Source organism: Streptomyces sp. CNH287 (assembly GCF_000424825.1).
Window position 1 is genome coordinate 163,246 of the sequence record NZ_AUKQ01000016.1, and the last position, 23,012, is coordinate 186,257.

Below are 23,012 nucleotides of genomic sequence, written 5' to 3' on the forward strand. Positions count from 1 at the left end.
GAGCCGGGTGTGCCGCCGCGCGGAGTGTGCCGTGCGACGGGACGGCCGTGCCCGCTGCGTCCCGTCCCCACGAAAGGCACCCGTCATGTATCTGCGCCGAAGCGCCGCGGTCCTCGCCGCCTCCACCGTGCTCGCTACGGCCACGGCGGCGATCGCCCCGGTGGCCTTCGCCGCGCCCGGCGCACCCGCCGGTGACGACGAGGGCCTGTACGGGAAGGGCGACCCGAAGTTCGACGGCGTGTGGCGGCAGTCGGTGGCGCTGCTGGCGCAGGACACCGCGGGCGTCACCCCGGCGCCCGCGGCCGAGAAGTGGCTCGTGGCGCAGCAGTGCACGGACGGGCGCTTCCCCGCGTACCGCCCCGACCCGGCGGAGAAGTGCGCCGGGTCGCAGCTGGACGCCGGATCGATGGCGGACGTCAACGCCACGGCCGCAGCCGTCCAGGCGCTGGCGGCGCTGGGCGGGCACAGCAAGGCCGTGGAGAAGTCCGTGAGCTGGCTGAAGTCCGTCCAGAACGAGGACGGCGGCTGGGGCTACAACCCGGGCAGCCCCTCCGACGCGAACTCCGTGTCGGTGGTGATCGGCGCGCTCGCGGCCGTCGGCCAGGACCCGGCGAAGGTCCTCTCGGACAAGGACAACTCGCCCTTCGACGCGCTGGTCGGCTTCCAGCTCGGCTGCGACGCGAAGGCCGCCGAGCGCGGCGCCTTCGCCTACCAGCCGGACAAGGGCACCCTCGCCCCGAACGCGGACGCGACGGCGGCGGCGGCGCTGGCCGGTCTCGACGAGGGCTTCGCCGTCGAGCCGCTGGAGAAGGACGACAACGACAGCCCCGAGCCGCTCGCCTGCGGCAAGGGCGGCGGTGACGACAAGGGCGGCGACGGCAAGGGCTCCGCCGCGGAGCCGGACGACGCGGCGGAGGCCGGGGCGGCCTACCTGGCGGACGTGCTCGCGAAGAACGACCACCACCTGGAGTCGGTCACGCCCGGCGCCAAGGGCCAGCCGGACTACGGCAACACCGCCGACGCCGTGATCGCGCTGGCCGCGGGCGGCCACGGCAAGGAGGCCCGTGCGTCGCTCGCGTGGCTGGAGAAGCACGCCGGGGACTGGGACAAGTCCGCGTCCGACCCGGCCGCGCTGGGCTCGCTCGTCCTCGCCGCGCACGCCGCCGGCGCCGACCCGCGCGACTTCGGCGGCACGGACCTGGTCAAGCGGCTGAACGCCACCGGCCCCAAGCCCGCGAAGGTGGCAACGCCGGAGGAGACGGCGGCTGCCGCGAGGGACGCCGAGGACGACAAGGGCGACGACGACGAGGACGGTGGCAACAGCACGGTCATCACCGTCTCGCTGATCGGCGCGGGCCTCGCGGCCGGAGCCGGTATCGGCTTCCTGCTCTCCGGCCGCCGGAAGCAGCAGGGCCTGTGACCGCCCCCGCCACGCGCGCGCTCGCCGTGTGCTCGCTGCTGGCGGGCCTGCTCGGCGGCCTGCTGGCGCTCGCCGCCGCTCCCGCACACGCGGCCGGGTACCGCTACTGGTCCTTCTGGGAGCAGCGGGGCGGCACCGGCGGCGAGTGGGCGTACGCCACCCAGGGCCCGTCCACGCTGCGCCCGGAGGACGGCGCCGTGGTCGGCCTGCGCTTCTCCGTCAGCGAGAACTCCGGGGACGCGGCCAAGCCGCGCGGCGCCGCCGACTTCGCGGCGATCTGTGCGGACACCGCCGAGAAGTCCGGCAGCAAGCGGGTCGCCCTGGTCCTCGACTTCGGCACCGCCGCCGACGCCCCCTCCGGCGAGAAGCCGCCGAAGGCGCGTACGGCCTGCGCCCGGGTGGGTGACGACGCCACGGTCGCGGACGCGCTGGCCGCCGAGGCGGGGCCGCTGCGCTACAGCTCCGACGCGCTGCTCTGCGCGATCGCGGGCTACCCGGAGTCGGGGTGCGGCGAGCAGGTCTCGGGTTCCGGCAAGGACGCCGACGCGTCGTCGGAGACGGACGACGGGGCGGCGGCGGACGACGGCGGCGGGGACGACGGCGACAGCCTCGCCACCTGGCTCGGCGTCGCCGCCGGGGTGGGCGCGGTCCTGGTGCTGGCCGTGGCCGCGCGGCGGCAGTCGCGGCGCCGCCGCGGATGACGGCGTGACCTCGCGGCATCCGCGTCCCGGACGCCCCGCGCGCCCGGGACGCCCCGTGCGCCCCCCGCACCGGCTGCGCGCGCCGGAGGCGGGCCGCTCCGGCGCGCTGCACGCCGGTGCCTGGTGGCTGTGGGCGCTGGGGCTGGCCACGGCCGCGTCGCGCACCACCAACCCGCTGCTGCTCGCGCTGCTGATCGCGGTGGCCGGCTACGTGGTCGCCGCGCGGCGTACGGACGCGCCGTGGGCCCGTTCGTACGGCGCGTTCCTCAAGCTGGGCCTGCTCGTGCTGCTCATCCGGATGGTCTTCGCCTTCTTCCTGGGCTCCCCCATCCCCGGCACCCACGTCCTGGTCACCCTCCCCGAACTGCCGCTGCCCGAGTGGGCGCAGGGCGTGCGCGTCGGCGGCCGGGTCACCGCCGAGGGCATGCTCTTCGCCTTCTACGACGGGCTGAAGCTGGCCACCCTGCTCATCTGCGTCGGCGCGGCCAACGCACTGGCCAGCCCGGCGCGGCTGCTCAAGTCCCTGCCGGGCGCGCTGTACGAGGCGGGGGTCGCCGTCGTCGTCGCGATGACGTTCGCGCCGAACCTCGTCGCCGACGTGCGCAGGCTGCGCGCCGCCCGCCGCCTGCGCGGCCGGAGCGACCGGGGGGTGAAGGCGCTGCTCCAAGTCGGACTGCCGGTGCTGGAGGGCGCGTTGGAGCGCTCGGTGGCGCTGGCCGCCGCGATGGACGCCCGCGGCTACGGGCGCACCGCGCGGGTACCGCCCGCCGTACGGCACACCACGACCGCGCTCACCCTCGGCGGCCTGCTGGGGATCTGCGCCGGTCTGTACGGGCTGCTCGCGTCCGAGGGCGCCGGGCTGGGCCTGCCGGTGCTGCTGGCCGGTGTCGCCGCCGCGCTGGGCGGGCTGCGGCTGGGCGGGCTGCGCAGCGTACGGACGCGCTACCGGCCCGATGTGTGGGGCCTGCGGGCCTATCTGGTGGCCGGGTCCGGGGCGGTGGTGGCCGGGCTGCTGATCTGGGCGGGCAGCCTCGATCCGGCGGGTCTGCACCCGTCCGCCGTCCCGCTGGCCGCGCCGCCGCTGCCGCTGTGGCCCGCGGCGGCCGTACTGCTGGGGCTGCTCCCGGCGTTCGTGGCCCCCGTCCCGGCGGCAGCACCGGCGGCGGACGACGCGCGCGGCGACCGTACGGCCCCCGCCGCCACCGTCCCCGCCGCCCTCACCACCGCCCCGCCGCCCCTGCACACCGCCCGACGCCCCTCCGCATCCGCCCCGCTCTCACCCGAGGAGCCGCCCCAGTGATCCGGTTCGAGCAGGTCTCCGTGACCTACGAGGGCGGCGCCGAGCCTGCCGCACCCGCGCTGCACGGCGTGGACCTCACCGTGCCCGAGGGCGAACTGTGCCTGCTGGTCGGCCCGTCCGGAGTCGGCAAGTCGACTCTTCTGGGCACCGTCTCCGGGCTGGTGCCTCACTTCACCGGCGGCACCCTGCACGGCCGGGTCACCGTCGCCGGGCGCGACACCCGTACGCACAAGCCGCGCGAACTGGCCGACGTCGTCGGCACGGTGGGGCAGGACCCGCTCGCGCACTTCGTCACCGACACCGTCGAGGACGAACTCGCCTACGGCATGGAGTCCATCGGCCTCGCCCCCTCCGTGATGCGCCGCCGGGTCGAGGAGACGCTCGACCTGCTGGGGCTGGCCGCGCTGCGCGACCGTCCGATCGCCACCCTCTCCGGCGGCCAGCAGCAGCGGGTCGCCATCGGCTCGGTCCTCACCCCGCACCCCGACGTCCTGGTGCTCGACGAGCCCACCTCGGCACTCGACCCGGGCGCGGCCGAGGAGGTGCTGGCCGTACTCCAGCGCCTGGTGCACGACCTGGGCACCACCGTGCTGATGGCCGAACACCGGCTGGAGCGCGTCGTCCAGTACGCCGACCGCGTGCTCCTGCTCCCCTCCCCCGGCGAACCGCCCGTGCTCGGCGACCCGGCCGAGGTGATGGCCCGCTCCCCGGTCCGCCCGCCGGTCGTCGCGCTCGGGAAGCTCGCGGACTGGACGCCGCCGCCGCTGACCGTACGGGACGCGCGGCGCCGCGCGGGCCCGCTGCGGGAGCGGCTGGCGGCGCTGCCGGCGCCCGGCGCGCGCGCCGCCGGCGCCGAAGCCGCGGCCAGCGCCGAGGCCCCGTACGCCCTGCAGGCCGAGCGGCTGACTGTGCGCCGGGGCCGTACCGAAGTGCTGCGTGGCATCGGCCTGGCCGTGCGCGGCGGCGAGACGGTGGCGCTGATGGGCCGCAACGGCGCGGGGAAGTCCACGCTCCTCAACACCCTGGTCGGCATGCACGAACCGGCCGCCGGATCGGTACGCCTGGGCACCGGCGCCCGGGCCGTGCTCCCCCACCGCACCAAGCCCGCCGCGCTGCTGCACCACGTGGGCCTCGTCCCGCAGGAGCCGCGCGACCTGCTCTACGCCGACACCGTCGCCGCCGAGTGCGCGGCGGCCGACGCGGACGCCGATGCCGCGCACGGCACCTGCCGCGCCCTGGTCACCCGGCTGCTGCCGGACGTACCGGACGCCACCCACCCCCGCGACCTGTCCGAAGGGCAGCGGCTCGCCCTCGCGCTGGCCGTCGTCCTCACCGCCGCGCCGCCGCTCCTGCTCCTGGACGAACCCACCCGCGGACTCGACTACGCGGCCAAGGCCCGGCTGGTCGACATCCTCCGCGAACTGGCCGCCTCCGGCCACGCGATCGTACTGGCCACGCACGACGTGGAACTCGCCGCCGAACTGGCCCACCGCGTCGTCATCCTGGCCGAGGGCGAGACCGTCGCCGACGGGCCCGCGCCCGAAGTCGTCACCGCCTCGCCCGCCTTCGCCCCCCAGGTCGCCAAGATCCTGGCCCCGCAGCGCTGGCTCACCGTCCCGCAGGTCCGGGACGCGCTCACGGCGGAGGCGACCCGGTGACCCGCACACCCGGCCCCCTCCTGCCCGCTGCCGACCGGCAGGCGCGCGCCGTGCGCCTCGGGCCGCGCTCCGTCGCCGCCCTCGGCCTCGTCTCGGCCATCGGCGTCGCCGCCTTCGGCTGGCCGCTGCTGGCCGACTCCGCCTCCGGGCTCGCCCACTCCCAGGACGCTCCCTGGCTCTTCGCGGCCCTGCTGCCGCTGCTCCTCGCGGTCGTCGTCGCGACCATCGCGGACACCGGACTGAACGCCAAGGCCATCGCGATGATCGGCGTACTGGCGGCGGCCGGGGCGGCGTTGCGCCCCCTGGGCGCGGGCACGGCCGGGCTGGAGCCGATGTTCTTCCTCATGATCCTGTCCGGGCGCGTCCTCGGCCCGGGCTTCGGCTTCGTGCTCGGCTCCGTGTCCCTCTTCGCGTCCGCGCTGCTGACCGGCGGGGTCGGGCCGTGGATGCCGTTCCAGATGCTGGCCATGGGGTGGGTCAGCATGGGCGCGGGCCTGCTGCCCGGCCCGGACACCCTGCGCGGGCGCGCCGAACTGTGGCTGCTGGCCGCCTACGGCGCGGTCTCCGCCGTGCTGTACGGCACGGTGATGAACCTCCAGGGCTGGACGTACATCGCGGGGCTCGGCTCCAGCATCTCCTTCGTCCCCGGCGACCCGCTGGGCGAGAACCTCTCCCGCTTCGTCGCGTACAACCTGACGACGTCCATGGGCTGGGACCTCTCCCGCGCGGCCCTCACCGTCGTACTGACCCTCACCCTGGGCGCCACCGTCCTGGCAGCCCTCCGCCGCGCCACCCGCCGCGCGGCCTTCGCGGCCCCGGTGGAGTTCCGTCCGTGAGACGGGTCCGTGTGCGGATGCGGCCACCGGATGGCCGCATCCGCACACGTGATCTGATGGCACCGGGCAGGCGTATTCGTTGGAGGATCATCCCTTGGTGCACAGGTTCCACCCGGACTCGCTTCCCCCGGGCAGCGTCCACAGTTACCTTCCTGACAACCACCGGCTGGCCGGGCGTCTTCTCGGGCGGCGCCTGCGAACCGTGGCCCGGCTTCTCGACGTACCCGCCGAGGCCGAGCCGCGCCTTGAGTACGGGCCCGCGCTCCTGACCGGTGAAGAGGGTGAGCAATGGCTGGTTGACACCGAGGAGTCCAAGGCCAACCTCCGCTTCTTGCCGGATGTCGCAAGGACGTTGGCCAACTCCTCCTGGTACTCCGGCATGACGATCCGGGCGCCGATAGCCGAACCGGCTCCCGGCCACCCGTTGCGCTACCTGGTGACCGAGCCGATCACCTCGGTGGAAGTGATCAGCCGCGAACCTGAACCAGGGGTTCCCGACTCCTTCGCGATGTGCGGGCTGCGGCTGACCACGGCCGGTGGCGCCCAGATCTGCCTCGGCACGCACCTCACGGACCTGAGGATCAGCGAACTGGCGTTCCGAACGCCGTCGGAGGTCGACCCCGGCCTGTGCTACGCCCCGCTGTGAACCGGCCCTCCCGGCCGGGCGGGGCGGCCCGCGCGGCGGAAGTCGCCGGGGGTCACCCCGTAGCAGCGGACGAACCAGCGGTGCAGGTGGCTCTGGTCGGCGAAACCGCATGCCGCCGCCGCCGCCGCGGCCGAACTGCCCGCCGCCAGCAGCCGCCGGGCGTCCCGTAGCCGCAACTGCCGCAGGTAGTCGCTGGGCGACATGCCGTAGGCGGCACGGAAGGCGCGGTAGAGCGCGAAGCGGCTGCATCCGGCGGCGTCCGCGAGCCGCTCGGCGGAGATCTCCCCGAGGGCAGGCACGCCGGAGGGCGCTCCCGGCACGGAGGCGTCCAGCAGCAGCCGGGCCCGCCGCACCGCGCCGGACCCGGCCTCCCCCGCCGCCGTACGCACCGCGGAGCCCGCACCCCGGCGGACCATCGCGACCACCGCCTCCGTCAGCCGCTCGTCGCGCACCAGCGCGTCCGCGCCGCCGGTCAGCGCGACGTGCAGCCGCAGCAGCGCGGCGCGCAGCACCGGATCGGCGTGTACGGGGCTGGGGAAGAGCGGCATCGCGGCGCTGCGGCCGGCCGCGTCGTCCAGGACGGAGCGGATGACGTCCGGGCCCAGGTGCACGATCCGGTAGGTGAAGCCGAACTCCGCGGCGGCCTGGCCGTCGTGCGGGTCGTCGGGGTTGAAGGCCATCACCATGCCCGCTCCGCTGGTGTGGTCGCCGCCCCGGCAGCGGAAGCGCTGGGCGCCGGTCTCGGTGACGGCGAAGGAGTACGCGTCGTGGCTGTGCCGGTGGAAGACGTGCCGGGTGAAGTGGGCGCGCATGGCCTCCAGCGGGCGGTCCGGGTCGCGCCAGTACTGCGCCCAGTCGCGGTGCTGCTCCCTGGCCTGACCCATGCGGCAAGTCTGCCACCGGGCCGGTCGCCGTACCGTCCGGTGCGCACCAGCGTTCAAGACGGGGCGCGGGGGCGGCTGCGAGGCTCGCGGCATGCGTTTCGACACCAAGATCGCCCTGGTGGTCCGCGCGGACCTCGCCCAGTGGCAGAAGCTGAATGTGACCGCGTTCCTGGCCGGCGGGATCGCCCGCAGCACCGAGGAGATCGTCGGCGAACCGTACGAGGACGGCTCGGGGAACCGCTATCTGGGCATGTTCCGCGAGCCCGTGCTGTGCTTCGGGGCCGACGTGGAGGCGCTGCGGCGCGTCCGCGAGCGGGCGTTGTCGCGGGGGCTGGGGACCGCCGTCTACACCGAGGAGATGTTCGCCACCGACAACGACGTCGACAACCGCGCGGCGGTGCGGGCCGTCGACGCCGAGAAGCTCAACCTGGTGGGTCTGGCGCTGTACGGTCCGCGGAACTCCGTGGACCGGGCGTCGAAGGGCCTGAAGCTGCACGGGTGACGGCGGTGGGCGGCGCGCCCTCGGCCGCCGCGCCCGGCGGTGCGCCGTGTGCGGCGCCGCCCGAAGGCGCGGCGGCCACCGGCTCCTTGGCAGCCACCGCTTCCCTGGCGGGTGCCGGGACGGGCTCCTCGCCCGCTCCCTCCTCGCGCGGCGGGCCGGGGCGGCGGGGGCCCGAGCCCTGGCCGGGCACCGGCGCCGGGGTGCCGGGCAGTTCCTTGGCCGGGGCACCGCCGGTGACCACCGGTGTACCCGGAGCGCCTGCCGCTACGCCCGTCTTGTCCGCCTTGCCCGTGCCGGGCAGGAACCGGCCCAGCACGCGCTGGAGCGCGTAGCCTCCCGCGACCACCGCCGCTCCGCCCGCCGCGTCGAGCAGGTAGTGGTTGGCCGTCGCCATCACCACGAACGTGGTCAGCAGCGGGTAGAGCACTCCCAGCGCGCGCAGCCACTTGTTGCGCGTCATCCGTACGACGACCACCCCGCACCACAGCGACCAGCCCACGTGCAGGGACGGCATCGCCGCGTACTGGTTGGACAGCTCGGTCAGCGCGCCGAAGTTCGGGTCGGAGAGGTCCTGCGGGCCGTGTGCCGTGTCCACGTAGCCCAGGCCGGGCATCAGGCGCGGCGGCGCCAGCGGGTAGAGCCAGAAGCCGACCAGCCCCAGCAGCGTGGCGAAGCTGAGCGCCGCGCGGTCCCGCCGGTAGGACGGCGGGCGGCGGATGTAGAGCACCACGAGCAGGGTGATGGGCACCAGGAAGTGGAATGTGGAGTAGTAGAAGTTGCTGGCGGCCTCCAGCCACTCCGTGCGGGCCGTGAACTGGTTGAGGCCGTGCTCCATGTCCAGGTGGAGAAGCTTCTCCCAGTCCAGGATCTGGCTGCCGTTCCCCTCCGCCTCGGCCCGCTTGGCCGGGGAGTGGTCGCCGCGCACGTACGAGTACGCCCAGTAGCCGACCCGGATCAGCAGCAGTTCCAGCAGCAGGTTGGGGCGGCTGAACGGGCCGGAGGGCTCCGGTCTGGCCCAGCTCTCGGCGGACCGGGACAGGAACGGCACACAGCACGCCGCCAGCAGGGCCATGAGCAGCGGGGCGTTCTCGCTGAGGAGGTGCAGCCCGCGCATGCCGGGCACCAGCGCGCCGCTCTCCAGCGACATCACCAGCACGACGGCCACCGGCCACATCAGCCGGTCGCCCGCCCGGCGCCCGACCCGGCCGGCCACGGCCAGCAGAATCCACAGCTGCTGGTGCTGCCAGGCCGTCGGCGACACCGCGACCACCGCGCAGCCCACCAGGGCGGCGGCCAGCAGCGGCTGTCCGTCCTTCGCGTAGCGGACGGCCCGGCGCAGCGCCAGCCAGGCGACGCCGACCGCGAGGACGGCGAACAGCGCCAGCTCGAACGGGCCGCGCAGGCCCAGCCGCAGCAGCACGCCGTGCAGGGACTGGTTGGACAGCGCGTCCGAGGAGTCGCCCAGCCCGGAGCCCGCGATGTGGTGCACCCAGTACGTCCAGGAGTCGCCCGGCATCGTGAGCCAGGCCAGCACCGTGCACGCGGCGAACGTGCCGCCGGTGGCGGCCACCGCCGGGCGGCGGCCGGTGAACCACAGCAGCGGGACGAAGAGCAGCACCGCGGGCTGGAGCGCGGCGGCCAGGCCGATCAGCACGCCGCCCGCCCGCCGCTCCCCGCTGAGCATGAGCCAGCCCACCAGCGCGAGCAGCACCGGCAGGATGCTGGTCTGCCCGAGGGTGAAGGTGCTGCGTACGGGCACGGACACGACGAGCAGGCTGAGCGCCACCGGCACGGCGAACAGCTTGGCGCGCGGCGAGACCGGTGCGGGCAGCGCCCGTACGGCGACCACGCCCAGCGCCGCGACGAGCAGCAGCGTGCCGAAGGTCCAGGCCACGCCGAGGCCCTGCTCGGCCGCGCGGGTCAGCGGCTTGAGGACCAGTCCGGCGAAGGGCGTGCCCGTGAACGGGGTCGCCCCGTCGTAGAAGGAGCCGCGCACCCGCAGGACGCCGTTGTCGCCGATCCAGGTGAGCAGGTCGGTCAGTCGTTCGTCCGGCGGCTGCCGCAGCACCGCGGCGGCCTGCCGCGCGACGAGCGCCGCCGCCAGCAGCCAGAGCCCCGCCAGGGCCATTCCCCCGCGTGAGCCCAGCTGCCCGGCGAGGCCCGCGCGCACCACGTCCGCGCTGTCCCTCTCCGTCCGCTCCCCAGACGTATCAGCCCTCACGCGCCGCCGTCTCCCCTTCGTTGCGAACCGTCGTCCCGCACCATCATCCCCGTGGTCAGACGCGAGACATCCACCGGCTACCTGACACGGCCCCGAAGCCCACCGTCAACAGGAGATTCAGCCTGATCAACGGCGAAACCGCGCCAAAACGCCAGAATATCGGCCGCACACGGCACTTGTCGTATCGAGGCCGCGCGGAGCGCCCCCAAGGCCCCTCCCCGGCACGCCTCCGGCACCCTGCGTGGGTCCTCCCTCAGCCCTCGGCCACGGCCGCGAGCCGCCGGAGCACGGGGCCGGTGTCGGCGCGCTCCTCGTTGCCGAGCAGCGCCAGGCAGGTACCGGTGCCCGGCCACCACACGTGACAGGAGCCGTACCCGGGGTTGTCACCGGTAGGGAAGGACGCGGCCCGGCCCGCTACCGTTCCCCGCGCGAGGCCGTAGCCCAGTCCGCCCGGAGCAGTTCACCGGCGCGCAGGGCGCTGCCGTACCGGGTGAGGTCTTCCACGGCGGACCACACGTCCCCCCGCCCCGGGCAGCGCGGACAGGTCCTGGAGGACCTTCGCCGCGCGGCCGTCCCGGCACCCCCGGGCCGCCCCCGCGGCGGCAGGCGGGTGGAGCAACGGGGTCCGGGCACGCCACAGCCCGCGGACGCTCCGGAACGTCCGCGGGCTGCCGGGGGTGCTGCTGACGCCGAGAGCGTCAGCGGATGTTGACGTCGATGCAGGCGTAGAACGCGTTGGGGGTGTCCGCGATGTTCCAGACCGCCAGCACCTTCTGCTGGCCCTTCAGGCCGCCGAAGTTGACGTTGTGCGTCACCGTCGCGCCGGGCTGGGCGCCGCCGTCGTCCACCTCGGCGAGCTTCTTGCCGCCGGCGAAGTACTGCCAGGTGCTGGTGGCGTGCCGGGCGGTCAGCCGCCAGGTGAAGTCCTGCGAGCTGCCGACGTCCGTGACCTTCCAGCCCTTGCTGTCGTCGTCCAGCTCGGCGAACCCGGCGTTTCCGCCGCTACAGCTCGTCAGGCCCTTGGGACCTTCCACGCTCTGCGGCTCCCACTTGATGGCTCCGCAGTCCACGGTGCCCTCGGCACACTGGGCCTGCCTGCTCTGCGGGCTGTTCACGTAGCCGTGCGCGCTGGCCGTGCTGGCCGGGAGGGCTACGGCGATCAGCGGAGCGATGCTCGCGCCGACCACTGCGGCGACTTTGCTCTTGCTCTTCATGCCAACTCCTTCACTATGGGCCGCCTGTCTGGGTGGGGGCGGTCGTCAGCCTGGGGAGCTGACACCTGATGGCGGCCTGGTCGTGCCTGGCGACGTGAAGACGGACACTCCGACAACGATGCGGGGCGCAGCCGCTCCGTGAAGAGCCGGCGGCGGCGGTGTGTTCGCCTCGTTCACATCACCAAGGTCTAGACCTATTCCATTTGGCAGTTCGCGGTCAAGACCTTTGGCGGAAGCGGGTGTTCGCCTCCGCCGCGGCGCCCGGCCGCCGCGACCCGTCACGGATCACGGCACCTCGGCCGAGATGATCAGGAAGTTCGGCAGGTGCACGTAGCTGTCGGCCCCCGGAGCCGCGGCCCGGGCCGACGCCGCCACCTCGGGATCGAGACCGGGCTCCACGCACTCGCGCAGGCGGCAGCCGAGGGAGGCCAGTTGGTTGAGGTACGCCGAGATCGGACGGTGGAAGTCCGGGGCCGCGGGCCCGCGGATCTCGTACTCCTCCAGATACCGCTCCACGCGATACGCCCCGTGCTCCCGCCAGGTGGCGGCAAGCTGCTCGAAGGCCGGGTGGACCAGCGCGAACACGAACAGGCCCCCCGGGCGTACGGCCTCCACGCAGGCGCGCATCGCCGGTTTCCAGTCCGGGACCGCCATGAGGACCATGCTGCACACCACGGCGTCGAAGGGGCCGCCGAGATCCGGCAGCCGCGCCAGGTCCGCCCGTACGTAGCGGACGCCCTGCCCCAGCTCGGCCTCCCGCTCCCGGGCGAACGCGGACATGGCGTCCGTCGGCTCGACCCCCACGACCTGTGCCCCGCGCCCGGCGAGCATGCGGCTGAAGTACCCGTCCCCGCATCCCGCGTCGAGCACCCGCCGGCCGCGCACGTCACCGAGCAGCCGCAGCAGGACGGGGTTCACGAGGTGGCGCTTGGCGAAGTCCCCGTCCGTGGCGTTGGCTTCCATGGCCGCCCGTGTGACGGAGGTGTTCCACTGCCCGATCGCGGCCTCGTTCGTCCACCTGGATGTCATCCGCCGAGCTTAGGTCCGCGCGTGCCCGTGCACACGGTGCGCGCACGAGCGCACACCGTCCGCGCGCGAACCCTCCAGCAGGACGTCCGGGCGCGCAGCGGTGACGATGGGAGGGCAGCCCGTCCCCGAGAGGGAGCGAGGGAGGCCCATGACGGCGCAGCCCGCCGCGCCCGGTGCGTCCGGCCCGTCCGGCGCCGCGCCCGCGGCGCCCGGCGGCGGTGAGCAGCTGCCGCGGCGCTCGCTGTGGCTGGCCATCGGCTCGCTGCTGCTGGGCATGCTGCTCGCCGCGCTCGACCAGACGATCGTGGCGACCGCGCTGCCCACCATCGTCAGCGAACTGGGCGGCCTGGACCACCTGTCCTGGGTGGTCACCGCCTACCTGCTGGCCGCGACCGCCGCCACCCCGCTGTGGGGCAAGCTGGGCGACCAGTACGGGCGCCGGCGCCTCTTCCAGGCGGCCATCGTGCTCTTCCTGATCGGCTCCGCGCTGTGCGGGATCGCGCAGGACATGTCGCAGCTGATCGGCTTCCGGGCGCTCCAGGGGCTGGGCGGCGGCGGGCTGATGACGCTGTCGATGGCGATCGTCGGCGACCTCGTGCCGCCGCGCGACCGGGGGCGCTACCAGGGCCTGTTCGGGGCGGTGTTCGGTACGACGAGCGTGCTGGGCCCGCTGCTGGGCGGCTTCTTCACCGAGCACCTCGACTGGCGCTGGGTCTTCTACATCAACCTGCCGCTGGGCGCCCTCGCGCTGCTGGTCGCCGCCGCCGTGCTGCACCTGCCGAGCCGCTCCGGCGCGCACCGCATCGACTACCTGGGCACGTTCCTGATCGCCTCGGCGGCCACCGCCCTGGTGCTGATCGCCTCGCTGGGCGGCACCAGCTGGCCGTGGATGTCGCTCCAGACGCTGGGCCTGGCGGTGCTGGCCGTGGTGCTGCTCGCGGTGTTCGTACGGGTGGAGCGGCGGGCGGCGGAGCCGGTGGTGCCGCTGGAGCTGTTCCGCATCCGGACGTTCACGCTCTGCGCGGTGATCGGCTTCGTGGTCGGCTTCGCGATGTTCGGCGCGATGACGTATCTGCCGACGTTCCTCCAGGTCGTGCACAGCGTGACCCCGACGATGTCGGGTGTCCACATGCTGCCCATGGTCGCGGGCATGCTGCTGACCTCCACCCTCTCCGGGCAGCTGGTCAGCCGCACCGGCCGCTGGAAGATCTTCCCCGTGCTGGGCACGGCCGTCACCGCGCTCGGCCTGGTGCTGCTCAACCGCATGGACCAGCACAGCTCGACCCTGGAGATGAGCGTCTACTTCACCGTCTTCGGGCTCGGCCTGGGCCTGGTCATCCAGGTGCTGGTGCTGGCCGTGCAGAACGCCGTCGACTACCGCCACCTGGGCGTCGCCACCTCCGGCGCCAGCTTCTTCCGCTCGATCGGCGCCTCGTTCGGGGTCGCCGTCTTCGGCGCCGTCTTCACCGGGCGGCTCGGCGACGAACTCCGCGCGGCGCTGAGCGGGCGTACGGTGCCGGACGGCGTCACCCCCGGCTCCCTCCAGGAAGACCCGCGCGCGGTGGCCACCCTGCCACCGGACACGCGCGGCGCGGTGCTGGGCGCGTACTCCGCCTCCATCACGGACGTCTTCCTCTTCGCCGCGCCCGTGGTGCTCCTCGCCTTCGTGCTCGCGCTGTTCCTCCGCGAGGACCCGCTGCGCCGCAGCGTGCAGACACCGGACGCGAGCGAGACACTCGGCACCAACCCGGTCGAGCGCTCCTCGGCGGACGAGGTGCGGCGCGCGCTCTCCCTGCTCGGCACCAGGGAGGGCCGGCGGGACCTGTACGCGCGCATCGCACGGCGCGCCGGGGTCGAACTGCGGCCCGCCGCCTGCTGGATGCTGCTGCGCCTCTACCGGCGGGGCGCGGTGGAGCCCGCACTGCTCGCGGACCGGGGCCCGGTGCCCCGCGAGGTCGTCGCGGACGCGGCACGCGAACTGGAGGAGCGTGGCCTCGCCGTACGGGAGGGGCTGCCACTGGTACTGACACCGCACGGCCGCACGGTGGCCGGGCAGCTGGCGCGGGCGCGCGAGGAGGCCCTCGCGGAGCTGCTGGGCGACTGGTGGGGTCCGCAGCGCCCGCACGAACTGACCGAGCTGGTGCACGAGTTGAACGCGGATACGGGCAACTCACCGCAGGAGTGCCCGCGCGGCGCGGGCACTCCTGGGCGGATGAGCCGGATCAGCCGGACCGCCAAGCGGCACGACGCCTCGGTGTGACCGCGCGGGCGCACCCCCGACGGCGCACTGGCAGCCCTCATTTTGTACCCTGCCCAAACAAAGTGGTTCCGCCCGTGCCCCGCACCTGACGGACGGGGCGTCCCTGACCGGCGGGCGGAGCCGCCTTGCCCTCCGGACGGGAGCCGGGGACACCACGCCGGCGCCGGGGGCGCGGCACCTCACCCCCAGACCGACCGCGTCGACCCTTCCCGCAGCGCAGCGACATGGCCGGCGAAGCGGCCGTACAGCCCGTCGTCCGCCAGCCGCCGTCTCCACATCGGCCATGCGTATGAGGCGACCGGGTCGCCGAGGCGGAGGCGCTCACGGCGCTCACGGCGAGGCGCCGCAACCGCGCGGCAGCACCCCGCGCCCCGCGTCAGGGGCGCCGTGACATGGGAGGGGGAAACACTTTGTATCCTAGACAAACAAAGCGGTGCGACCAGCGGAGGAGTTCAGATGCGCAACTCGGAGTCCATAGGTGCGGTCAAGGCGGTGCTCCTCGACATGGACGGCACCCTGGTCGACTCCGACGCCGTGGTGGAGCGCGTCTGGCGCGGCTGGGCCGAGGCGCACGGGCTGGACAGCGCGGCGGTCCTGAAGGTGGTGCACGGGCGCCAGGGCTACGTGACGATGGCCACGCTGCTGCCCGACCGCCCCATGGAGACCAACCACGCGGAGAACCGCGAGCTGCTGGCGCTGGAGACCGCCGACCTCGACGGCGTCGTGCCGGTGCCGGGCGCGCTCGCGTTCCTGACCGCGCTCGGGGCGGGCTCCGTCCCGCACGCGCTGGTCACCTCGGCGGACGTCGCCCTGGCCACGGCGCGGATGAGTACGGCCGGGCTGCCCATGCCGCTCGTCCAGGTCACCGCCGAGTCCGTGAGCATGAGCAAGCCGGACCCGGAGGGCTTCCTGAAGGGCGCGGCCGAACTGGGGTTCGCGCCGGCGGACTGCGTCGCCTTCGAGGACTCGGGCGCGGGCATCGCCGCCGCCCAGGCGGCGGGCATGCGGGTGGTGGGCGTCGGCCCCCGCGCCGCCGCACACGGGCCGACGGTGAGCGTGCCGGACCTGACCTCGGTCCGGGTCGAGCCGCTCACCGACGGCACCGTGCGGCTGAGCTTCGACGCCTGAGCTTCGACGCCTGAGCTTCGGCGCCCGAGCCACCGGCGCCTGGGCACGGCGGGCGCGCGCTCCCGCACGCCCGCCGCCGGTGCCGCCGCGCGCTCAGCCCCTGACGGCCTCGATCAGGCTGAAGACGCCCAGCGCCAGCATCAGCGCCGCCGCCACCTTGGTGATCAGCTTGAGCGGTACGTACTTCATCAGCGTGCGCCCGCCGACGATGCCCAGTCCGGCCACCGCCCACAGCGCCAGGAGCGCGCCGACGGCGACCGAGAGCGGGTCGTCGTAGCGGGCGGCGAGGTTGGCGGTCATGATCTGGGTGAGGTCGCCGAACTCCGCGACCAGGATGAGCATGAAGCCGCTGACCGCCACCTTCCAGAAGGTCTGGTTGGCGGGCGTCTTGACCTCGCCCTCCTCGCCGTCGTCCTTCTTGAGGAAGAGGACCGCCGCTCCGGCCAGGAAGAGCGTGCCCACGAAGGCGTCCACCAGGCGGGAGGGCAGCAGGGTCAGCACACTGCCCGCGGCGATGGCCAGCGCGACGTGCACGGCGAAGGCGGCGGCCACCCCCGCGAAGACGTAGCTCGCGCGGTAGCGGGCGCCCAGCATCAGCCCGGCCAGCGCGGTCTTGTCGGGCAGTTCGGCCAGGAAGACGACGCCGAAGGTCACCGCGGCGACGGTGGGACTGAACACGGGATTCCCCGATCGGTAGGACCGCTGCCACCGGAGACCGGAGGGGGCCCGCGGGGAGTGCGCGCTCGCTTCGGCTCGGCAGCGTCACGGCATGCGGACACTGCGGCCGAAGGTCTCGCTGCGCACACACCGCACCGCGCGAGAACGCGGGCGCCGCACACGCTCCGGGCGCCGGGGCGGACGAGCCACCCAGTATGTCGACGGTCCGGCGAAGAGCTACTCCCCTTCAGACGCGCCCCAGGGTACGCGATGCAGCCTGCCGCGTGCGATCAGCTCCAGGACGACCGCCACCGCGACCACCTGCACCAGCATCAGCGCGACCAGCACGAACAGCTGCACGGCCCCCGCCAGCAGCGGGGAAGCGCCGCCCAGCAGCATGCCGACGAAGGCGCCGGGCAGTGTGACCAGTCCCACCGTCCGGGTCTGGTCCAGGCCGGGCAGCAGCGCTCCGGCGGCGACGGGCCGGGCGATCTCCAGCCGCGCGTCCCGGTCCGTCAGCCCCAGCGCCAGCCCCGCCTCCACCTCGCCGCGACGGGTCTCCAGCTCCTCCAGCGCGCGCCGCCCCGCCAGCACCGTCGCCGTCAGCGCGCCGCCGATGAGGATGCCCGCCACCGGCACCAGCGCGACCCCCTCCAGCGGCACCAGCCCGGTCAGCACCAGCACCAGGACCACCGGCAGCACCCCCGCGCCCAGCGGCAGCGCGGCCCACCACCAGGTGCGGTTGGCGGTGACCCGGCGCCCGGCGGTGCGGACGGCGACGGCGTACATCAGCGCCACGAAGCCGAGCAGCGTGGGCAGGGCACCGACCACCCAGCCGATCAGCAGGGAGACGGCGGCCAGTTGGACGGTGGCGCGCAGTCCCGCGACGGCGACAGCTCGCGCGTGGCCCTGCGGGCGGCCGGGGCCGGGGCCGTCGTCGTGTACGAGGTGCGCGACGGCGGCCACTCCCATCGCGGCCAGCAGCAGCACGGCGAGGACGATCCCGAGAACAGGGTTGACGGGGAGCAGAGCGTCGGCGGCCAGCACGCGCTCACCTTATGGGGCGTCCAGTGCCCTCGTCGCGGACGCCATGGCCGGTCGGCCTGACCGGACGGCCCAGCCCGGACGCCGCACGAGCCACACAGCCGCGCAGCCGCACCGGCACCCGGCACGCCCGCGCCCCGCGCGCCCGCCGTGCGGGCGCCGCGCACGGCGCTGCGCCCGCGCACCGCGCCGCGCGCGGACAGCCGGGGGGCTTGATGTGACGTGCACACGTCGTCACGCTGTTACCTGGAGACCGTCGGACGGACATCCGGCGCCTCCAGCATGTGCTCTCCAAGTCCCCCCACCTAGAGGGAGTCCGTATGCACCGCATGCGCACCATCTACGCGCGTCGCGCCCTCCCGGGCGCGGCGCTCGCCGCTCTCCTGGCCCTCTGCGCCACCCTGCTGACGGCCAACGGAGCCGCCCAGGCGTCGCCGCCCGCACCTCCCAGCGCCGCCGAGGCGCGTACCCAGCTCGCCGGGCTGACCGAGCGCGCCGAGGGCTCCATGGACGGCTACGACCGGGACAAGTTCCCGCACTGGAGCGACCAGGGCGACAGCTGCAACACCCGCGAGGCCGTCCTCAAGCGCGACGGCGAAGGCGTGGAGACCGGCAGCGACTGCGCCCCCACGAGCGGCAGCTGGTACAGCGAGTACGACGGCGAGACCTGGACGGAGACCGGCGACGTGGACATCGACCACGTCATCCCGCTCGCCGAAGCCTGGCGCTCGGGCGCCGCCGACTGGACCCAGGACCAGCGCGAGGGCCTGGCCAACGACCTGGACGTGGCGCAGCTGATCGCGGTCACCGACAACGTCAACCAGTCCAAGGGCGACCAGGACCCGGCCGACTGGATGCCGCCCAGCACCGGCTACCACTGCACGTACGCGCGGATGTGGGTGTGGGTGAAGCACACCCACGGCCTCGACGTCGACGCGGCGGAGAAGAGCGCGCTGGAGGAGGTGCTCGCCGGCTGCTGACGGCCGTGCCGCCCGTACGGCAGAAGCACCAGGTACGGGAAACTACCGGTCTCCCTCCGTCGTTCCGTACGGTTACGGGGCGATGGAGGGGAGACCGCGATGACCGCGCTACGCCTGGGCCCGCTGCTGCGGTACGTGGACGAGGACACGGCGACCGTATGGGTCGAGACGGACGGCCCCTGCGAGGCCGAGGTGCGCTGCGAGGCGTCCCCCGCCGGAGGTACGGCCGCCACCTGGCAGGTGTCCGGGCACCACTACGCCCTGGTCACCGTCGTCGGGCTGGAGCCCGGCACCGAGACGGCCTACCGCGTGCTGCTGGACGGCACGCAGGTGTGGCCGCCGCCCGCGCCGGCCGCACCGCCCGCGCGCGGCGCCCTCGCCGCCCCCGCGCCGCTGCCCCCCAGCACCATCCGCACCCCCGCCCCCGACGGGCGCGACGCGCTGCGGCTGGCCTTCGGCTCCTGCCGCTGGGCCGCCCGCCCGGCCGACAGCTCGCACGACCCGGTCGGCCCGGACGCCCTGGAGGCCCTGGCCCGGCAGGCGATCACGGGCGGCGAGCTGCCCGACGTCCTGCTGCTGCTGGGCGACCAGGTGTACGCGGACGAGACCTCCGAGGCCGTCCGCACCGGCCTCGCCCGGCACCGCGACCTGAGCGAGCCGCCCTGGGACCAGGTCGCGGACTACGAGGAGTACACGGCGCTCTACTACGAGTCCTGGCTCACCCCCGAGGTCCGCTGGCTGCTCTCCACGGTGCCCAGCTGCATGATCTTCGACGACCACGACGTGATAGACGACTGGAACACCAGCGAGTCGTGGCAGCGCGAGATCCGCGCCACCTCCTGGTGGCATGAGCGGCTGCTCGGCGGGCTCACCTCGTACTGGGTCTACCAGCACCTGGGCAACCTCTCACCCGGCGAGCTGGCCGAGGACCCGGTCTACGCGGCGGTGCGCGCCGCCGGGGACGGCACGGAGGTGCTGCGCGCGTTCGCGGCCGAGGCCGACGAGGACCCGGAGTCCGTCCGCTGGAGCTACCGCCGCGACTTCGGCCGGGTGCGCCTCCTGATGGTCGACACCCGGGCCGCCCGGGTGCTGGCCGAGGGGCGGCGGGCCATGCTCGACCAGCACGAGCTGGCCTGGCTGCGCGACCAGGCGCTGACCGGGCGGGAGGACTACGACCACCTGCTGATCGGCTCCTCGCTGCCCTGGCTGCTGCCGCCCGCCATCCACGACGCCGAGTCGTGGAACGCGGCGCTGTGTGCGGGAGCGCGCGGGCCGCGCTGGGCGCGCTTCGGCGAGAAGCTGCGCCGCGCCTCCGACCTGGAGCACTGGGGCGCCTTCCCCCGCTCCTTCCAGGACCTGGCCGAGCTGATAGCCGAGGCGGGCAGCGGGCCCGCCGCCCCGGCGACGGTCTGCGTGCTCTCGGGCGACGTGCACCACGCGTACGTGGCGGAACCGCGCTTCGCGGCCCCGCACTTCGAGACGCCCCCGGACGCGCGGGTGCTCCAGCTGACGTGCTCGCCGATCCACAACAGCATCCCCGGCTTCATGCACACCGGATTCCGCTTCGGCTGGAGCGGCGCGGGCCGCCTGCTGGGCCGCCTGCTCGCCCGGCACGGGAGGCTGGCGCCGCCGTCGGTCAGCTGGCGCCGTACGGGCGGCCCGTGGTTCGGGAACCACCTGATGACCCTCACGCTGCACGGGCGCGCCGCCCGGCTCGCGATGCACCGCGCCCGGGTGACCGAAGGGGGCGTACGGCTCGCGCCGGTGCTGGACCGCGCGGTGACCGGGGCGAGCGAGTCTTCCCCCACCGGGCGCTGATCCGCGCAGCAACCACCGTGACATCCGGCCAGGACATCGGCCCTCCTTTGATGCTCGACGAACGGCAACCGCCGACGGCGTTCTGAAGACAGCCGGGACCTGGCCGCAACGGCACGCTCCGAACGCGAGTCCCGGAGCGTGCCGTCCTGCCTCAGCCGGTGCCGTCCTGCACCGGGTAGTCGATGACGACCACACCGCCGGTGGCGTAGTTGACGACATCGGCGGCCAGCCGCTGGCCTTGCGGCGACGCCCGCGCCGCGGCCAGGGCGGCGGCGTCAGCGAAGTCGGCTTCGAAGACCGCGAAGTACTGCACTTCTCCGCTGGTCACCGCCACGTCGAAGCTGTAGCGCCACGCAAGCAGGCCGGGCCAATCCACGACCAGTGGAAGGTGATGGTTCACGTAGTAGTCGCGGAAGTGGTCCGGGTCGGCGGGCTCGGGATACAGAACCACCGTCTTATGCATGTCGACCTCCGTCCCAGGACGCCGGCACTCTGCCCGACTCGTAGCGACCCCGCCCGTGCATGGCGTCGGCCATCGGGAGGGTTCCGGCGAACGTGCGGAGCTGCCCGATCGGCGAGGCGTCCCGGGGCATCATGCGCGCGGGCCGTACGCCGGTCTGGTCGGTGCACGGCGGTTCCCGTAGTGCTGTCCGCGACATCGGCTCTCCCGTCGAGTTTGTTTCGAAATCAGAAACACGGCTGGATGCTAGTGTTTCGAATAAAGAAACACAAGGAGGGTCATGCCGACGCCGCGCCCAGGAACACCGGTTCGTGGATCGAGTACCGGCCGTCCCCTCATGGCCGCGATGGACCTGTTCGGCCGGCGGTGGGCGCTGCGGATTCTCTGGGAGCTGCGTGCGGGTCCGCTCGGCGCCCGCGCGCTGCTGGCACGGTGCGAAGGGCTGTCATCCAGCGTCCTCTACCAGCGGCTCCGCGAACTCGCGTCGAGCGGGATCATCGCGCCCTCGGCCGATGGCTACGAGCTCACTCGACTGGGGACAGCACTCCGTGACGCCCTTCGTCCGCTCGACGAATGGGCGATCGTCTGGGCGCAGGAGCAAGAACACGACGATCAGAAGCCCCCGGAGACGTGAAGGGCCCGCCCGACCAGGTGGAGCGGTGAGGTGAACGGCCGCCGACTCGTCACGATGCCCGGATTTCAGGTGGTGGGCACGTGGGTTCGCGGTGAAGCCTCAGGGTCACTCTCCGGAGCAGCACCTGGATTGTGGGGTCCGGCCGGGTCGGTGGGCTGTCCTGGCTCGGGGCGGCCGGTCATCCAGCGCAGTAGACGGAAGGCGCGTTCGCTGACGGTGGCCGGGGCGAAGACTGCGGCGAGTAGAACGGTGAGCAAGAGCGTGAGTTCGGCACTGGCCAACACAGTGGCCAGCGTGGGGCTGACGAGTGCGATGCCCGTAGGGGTGGCGACGATGGTTGTGGCCAGGCCGAAAGAGGCCCGTCGGCCTGACGGGGTGCTGATGGGAGGCTCAACGGTGGAGCCGGATGTCACCATCGGGGCTTCCGGGACTTTCCGGCGCCAGGCACACGGCGCTGCAGGATGGCAGTCCAGGCCCAGACGGCGACGGCCGGGGCGTGAACGAGGAAGTCGGCCAGCAGTTTGGCGTGCTGGTCGCTCTCGTAGTCGTAGCGGGCTTCGTTGAAGTCGTCCCGCCATCGTCGACCGGCCTCAGGAGGCATGAGCGCCGCAGCCGTTCGAATGGGCCAGGGTTCGCACGCACCGTCGATCAGGTCCGCCGACACCGACTCCGGCTCCTTGCGAGCCGAGTGGAGGAACCCGGCCGACACCCGGACCAGGACGACTACGGCCAGGTAAACCACGGTGAGCAGGCCGACGGCGAGGCCGAGTGCAGCACCCGCCGCGATTCCGACGAAGGCACCCCAGATGATCAGCAGGAAGATGTTGCCGTGGAGGCTCTCGTAGAGAGCGTCCACGGCGGTATCCGACCACAGAAGGTAGACGGTGATGGGGATCGAACAGCCGCCCAGGGTCGCGAGGCAGCCAAGGCACCACCCGCTGGCACGTTCGGTGATCCTGGTCAGTTTCCGGCGGAAACCTTTGAAGAAGGCACTGATGGCCAGCACTCCACTGCCGACAGCACCCGCCGCCATAGCCCCGATCAGGCCGCTTCGGCCGATGGGACTGAAGTCGCTCCCGGTCGTACCGACGTCGCCGTCGATGATGCCGATTCCCGTACGGAGTAAGGCGCCGATCATTGTGCCGACGAGGGTGATCGCGACCACGGTACCGAGGCTGCGCGTTGCGGTTTTGAGGAGCTGTTGGCGTCCTGTACGGAGGATTGGAGTCATCAGGATGTCGCACCTTCCCCGGCCAGGCCGCGCAGGGCGGTGCTGCGAGGGCGGCGAGCGGCGGTCAGGGCAGCGCTGGCTTGAGCTGCGCCGTTTGCGGTGAACCGGTAGTAGCGGCGGGCGGGCCGCTTCTCCACGTGAGGGTCGATGTCCTCCTTGCGGGAGGTGACCCACCCCTCGGTCTCCAGCCGCAGCAGGATCGGGTGGGTGGTGCCGGGCATGAGCCCGGTCTGATCTGACAGTTCCCGCCCGTAAATTTCGCGAGCGGGGTCACGTAGCAGCGCCTGCAACACCAACTGAGTCTGCAGTGTCATCCGAAGTGCCATGCTTTAACTCTAACTAGGGTCAGAGGGCATGTCTACATGCGAACTCCCACTAGTCCATCCGTG

21 protein-coding genes are annotated in these 23,012 nt (G+C 73.6%); 12 read left to right on the forward strand and 9 right to left on the reverse strand.

Going from position 1 to position 23,012, the window contains the following annotated elements; all coding sequences use genetic code 11:
* The first annotated feature begins 85 nt into the window (after positions 1–85).
* The 6 genes from H299_RS0117860 to H299_RS0117885 all read left to right on the forward strand — a co-directional run bounded on the left by H299_RS0117860 (position 86) and on the right by H299_RS0117885 (position 6,561).
* Entirely contained in the window at positions 86–1,420 is a 1,335-nt protein-coding gene (locus tag H299_RS0117860) for an SCO2321 family membrane protein (protein ID WP_027749509.1), read from the forward strand.
* Positions 1,417–2,121: an SCO2322 family protein gene (locus tag H299_RS0117865; protein WP_051262583.1), complete on the forward strand. Its 705-nt coding sequence runs from the start codon at positions 1,417–1,419 to the stop codon at positions 2,119–2,121. The genes H299_RS0117860 and H299_RS0117865 overlap by 4 nt, the downstream gene beginning before the upstream one ends.
* A 55-nt stretch (positions 2,122–2,176) precedes the next feature.
* Entirely contained in the window at positions 2,177–3,421 is a 1,245-nt protein-coding gene (locus H299_RS34825) for a CbiQ family ECF transporter T component (RefSeq protein ID WP_486587321.1), read from the forward strand.
* Positions 3,418–5,079: an ABC transporter ATP-binding protein gene (locus H299_RS0117875; RefSeq protein ID WP_027749511.1), complete on the forward strand. Its 1,662-nt coding sequence runs from the start codon at positions 3,418–3,420 to the stop codon at positions 5,077–5,079. Before H299_RS34825 ends, H299_RS0117875 begins: the two co-directional genes overlap by 4 nt.
* Positions 5,076–5,915, forward strand: a complete 840-nt coding sequence (locus H299_RS0117880) for an ECF transporter S component (protein WP_486587322.1) — start codon at positions 5,076–5,078, stop codon at positions 5,913–5,915. The genes H299_RS0117875 and H299_RS0117880 overlap by 4 nt, the downstream gene beginning before the upstream one ends.
* A gap of 202 nt (positions 5,916–6,117) precedes the next feature.
* Positions 6,118–6,561 (forward strand): hypothetical protein, encoded by a 444-nt coding sequence (locus H299_RS0117885; RefSeq protein ID WP_158692345.1) that lies wholly within the window; start codon positions 6,118–6,120, stop codon positions 6,559–6,561.
* On the opposite strand, the gene H299_RS34830 is transcribed toward H299_RS0117885, so the two are convergent.
* The gene (locus tag H299_RS34830) at positions 6,546–7,445 is read right to left on the reverse strand and encodes an AraC family transcriptional regulator (protein ID WP_051262584.1); all 900 of its coding nucleotides are present in this window, start codon (positions 7,443–7,445) and stop codon (positions 6,546–6,548) included. The two genes, H299_RS0117885 and H299_RS34830, sit on opposite strands and share 16 nt — an antisense overlap.
* 91 nt (positions 7,446–7,536) lie before the next feature.
* On the opposite strand from H299_RS34830, the gene H299_RS0117895 reads away from it, so the two are divergent.
* A complete protein-coding gene (locus H299_RS0117895) occupies positions 7,537–7,947 on the forward strand; it encodes a DUF2000 domain-containing protein (RefSeq protein ID WP_027749514.1) in 411 nt (136 codons plus the stop codon).
* Here the strand turns inward: H299_RS0117895 and H299_RS34835 are convergent.
* From H299_RS34835 to H299_RS0117915, 3 genes are all read right to left on the reverse strand, one after another.
* The gene (locus H299_RS34835) at positions 7,868–10,075 is read right to left on the reverse strand and encodes a phosphatase PAP2 family protein (protein WP_106965819.1); all 2,208 of its coding nucleotides are present in this window, start codon (positions 10,073–10,075) and stop codon (positions 7,868–7,870) included. The two genes, H299_RS0117895 and H299_RS34835, sit on opposite strands and share 80 nt — an antisense overlap.
* Before the next feature lie 791 nt (positions 10,076–10,866).
* Positions 10,867–11,382: a lytic polysaccharide monooxygenase gene (locus H299_RS0117910; RefSeq protein WP_027749515.1), complete on the reverse strand. Its 516-nt coding sequence runs from the start codon at positions 11,380–11,382 to the stop codon at positions 10,867–10,869.
* 285 nt (positions 11,383–11,667) lie between these two features.
* Complete coding sequence (locus H299_RS0117915; RefSeq protein WP_027749516.1) at positions 11,668–12,411, reverse strand: class I SAM-dependent methyltransferase; 744 nt, start codon at positions 12,409–12,411, stop codon at positions 11,668–11,670.
* Between the two features lie 148 nt (positions 12,412–12,559).
* Here H299_RS0117915 and H299_RS34840 point away from each other — a divergent pair, with 148 nt between their 5' ends.
* Together H299_RS34840 and H299_RS0117930 are read left to right on the forward strand one after the other, a co-directional pair.
* Positions 12,560–14,671 (forward strand): MFS transporter, encoded by a 2,112-nt coding sequence (locus tag H299_RS34840; protein ID WP_078512834.1) that lies wholly within the window; start codon positions 12,560–12,562, stop codon positions 14,669–14,671.
* Positions 14,672–15,127: 456 nt separating this feature from the next.
* Complete coding sequence (locus H299_RS0117930) at positions 15,128–15,799, forward strand: HAD-IA family hydrolase (protein ID WP_027749517.1); 672 nt, start codon at positions 15,128–15,130, stop codon at positions 15,797–15,799.
* Between the two features lie 93 nt (positions 15,800–15,892).
* Here the strand turns inward: H299_RS0117930 and H299_RS0117935 are convergent, their stop codons facing one another.
* Together H299_RS0117935 and H299_RS0117940 are read right to left on the reverse strand one after the other, a co-directional pair.
* Positions 15,893–16,477, reverse strand: coding sequence for a TMEM165/GDT1 family protein (locus H299_RS0117935; protein WP_027749518.1), 585 nt, complete (start codon positions 16,475–16,477; stop codon positions 15,893–15,895).
* Between the two features lie 216 nt (positions 16,478–16,693).
* Positions 16,694–17,428, reverse strand: a complete 735-nt coding sequence (locus tag H299_RS0117940; RefSeq protein ID WP_051262599.1) for an ABC transporter permease — start codon at positions 17,426–17,428, stop codon at positions 16,694–16,696.
* Between the two features lie 401 nt (positions 17,429–17,829).
* Between H299_RS0117940 and H299_RS0117945 the strand changes: the two genes are divergently transcribed.
* A complete protein-coding gene (locus H299_RS0117945; RefSeq protein WP_027749520.1) occupies positions 17,830–18,480 on the forward strand; it encodes an HNH endonuclease family protein in 651 nt (216 codons plus the stop codon).
* Between the two features lie 99 nt (positions 18,481–18,579).
* Positions 18,580–20,298, forward strand: a complete 1,719-nt coding sequence (locus H299_RS0117950; RefSeq protein ID WP_027749521.1) for an alkaline phosphatase D family protein — start codon at positions 18,580–18,582, stop codon at positions 20,296–20,298.
* 151 nt (positions 20,299–20,449) lie between these two features.
* On the opposite strand, the gene H299_RS0117955 is transcribed toward H299_RS0117950, so the two are convergent.
* Positions 20,450–20,761, reverse strand: coding sequence for an EthD family reductase (locus tag H299_RS0117955; protein ID WP_027749522.1), 312 nt, complete (start codon positions 20,759–20,761; stop codon positions 20,450–20,452).
* Positions 20,762–21,095: 334 nt separating this feature from the next.
* Here H299_RS0117955 and H299_RS0117960 point away from each other — a divergent pair, with 334 nt between their 5' ends.
* The gene (locus H299_RS0117960; protein WP_027749523.1) at positions 21,096–21,392 is read left to right on the forward strand and encodes a winged helix-turn-helix transcriptional regulator; all 297 of its coding nucleotides are present in this window, start codon (positions 21,096–21,098) and stop codon (positions 21,390–21,392) included.
* A 409-nt stretch (positions 21,393–21,801) separates the two neighbouring features.
* Here H299_RS0117960 and H299_RS0117965 read toward each other — a convergent pair whose 3' ends face one another.
* Positions 21,802–22,557, reverse strand: coding sequence for a hypothetical protein (locus tag H299_RS0117965; RefSeq protein ID WP_158692346.1), 756 nt, complete (start codon positions 22,555–22,557; stop codon positions 21,802–21,804).
* A 65-nt stretch (positions 22,558–22,622) separates the two neighbouring features.
* Positions 22,623–22,949: a helix-turn-helix transcriptional regulator gene (locus H299_RS0117970; protein WP_199782464.1), complete on the reverse strand. Its 327-nt coding sequence runs from the start codon at positions 22,947–22,949 to the stop codon at positions 22,623–22,625.
* Positions 22,950–23,012 lie beyond the last annotated feature (63 nt).

Coding starts and splice junctions, on each gene's coding strand:
- H299_RS0117860 (WP_027749509.1), top strand. CDS start 86: ATGTATCTGCGCCGAAGCGCCGCGGTCCTCGCCGCCTCCACCGTGCTC.
- H299_RS34830 (WP_051262584.1), bottom strand. CDS start 7,445: ATGGGTCAGGCCAGGGAGCAGCACCGCGACTGGGCGCAGTACTGGCGC.
- H299_RS0117895 (WP_027749514.1), top strand. CDS start 7,537: ATGCGTTTCGACACCAAGATCGCCCTGGTGGTCCGCGCGGACCTCGCC.
- H299_RS34835 (WP_106965819.1), bottom strand. CDS start 10,075: ATGGCCCTGGCGGGGCTCTGGCTGCTGGCGGCGGCGCTCGTCGCGCGG.
- H299_RS0117910 (WP_027749515.1), bottom strand. CDS start 11,382: ATGAAGAGCAAGAGCAAAGTCGCCGCAGTGGTCGGCGCGAGCATCGCT.
- H299_RS0117915 (WP_027749516.1), bottom strand. CDS start 12,411: ATGACATCCAGGTGGACGAACGAGGCCGCGATCGGGCAGTGGAACACC.
- H299_RS34840 (WP_078512834.1), top strand. CDS start 12,560: ATGACGGCGCAGCCCGCCGCGCCCGGTGCGTCCGGCCCGTCCGGCGCC.
- H299_RS0117930 (WP_027749517.1), top strand. CDS start 15,128: ATGCGCAACTCGGAGTCCATAGGTGCGGTCAAGGCGGTGCTCCTCGAC.
- H299_RS0117940 (WP_051262599.1), bottom strand. CDS start 17,428: ATGGGAGTGGCCGCCGTCGCGCACCTCGTACACGACGACGGCCCCGGC.
- H299_RS0117945 (WP_027749520.1), top strand. CDS start 17,830: ATGCGCACCATCTACGCGCGTCGCGCCCTCCCGGGCGCGGCGCTCGCC.
- H299_RS0117950 (WP_027749521.1), top strand. CDS start 18,580: ATGACCGCGCTACGCCTGGGCCCGCTGCTGCGGTACGTGGACGAGGAC.
- H299_RS0117955 (WP_027749522.1), bottom strand. CDS start 20,761: ATGCATAAGACGGTGGTTCTGTATCCCGAGCCCGCCGACCCGGACCAC.
- H299_RS0117960 (WP_027749523.1), top strand. CDS start 21,096: ATGGCCGCGATGGACCTGTTCGGCCGGCGGTGGGCGCTGCGGATTCTC.
- H299_RS0117970 (WP_199782464.1), bottom strand. CDS start 22,949: ATGGCACTTCGGATGACACTGCAGACTCAGTTGGTGTTGCAGGCGCTG.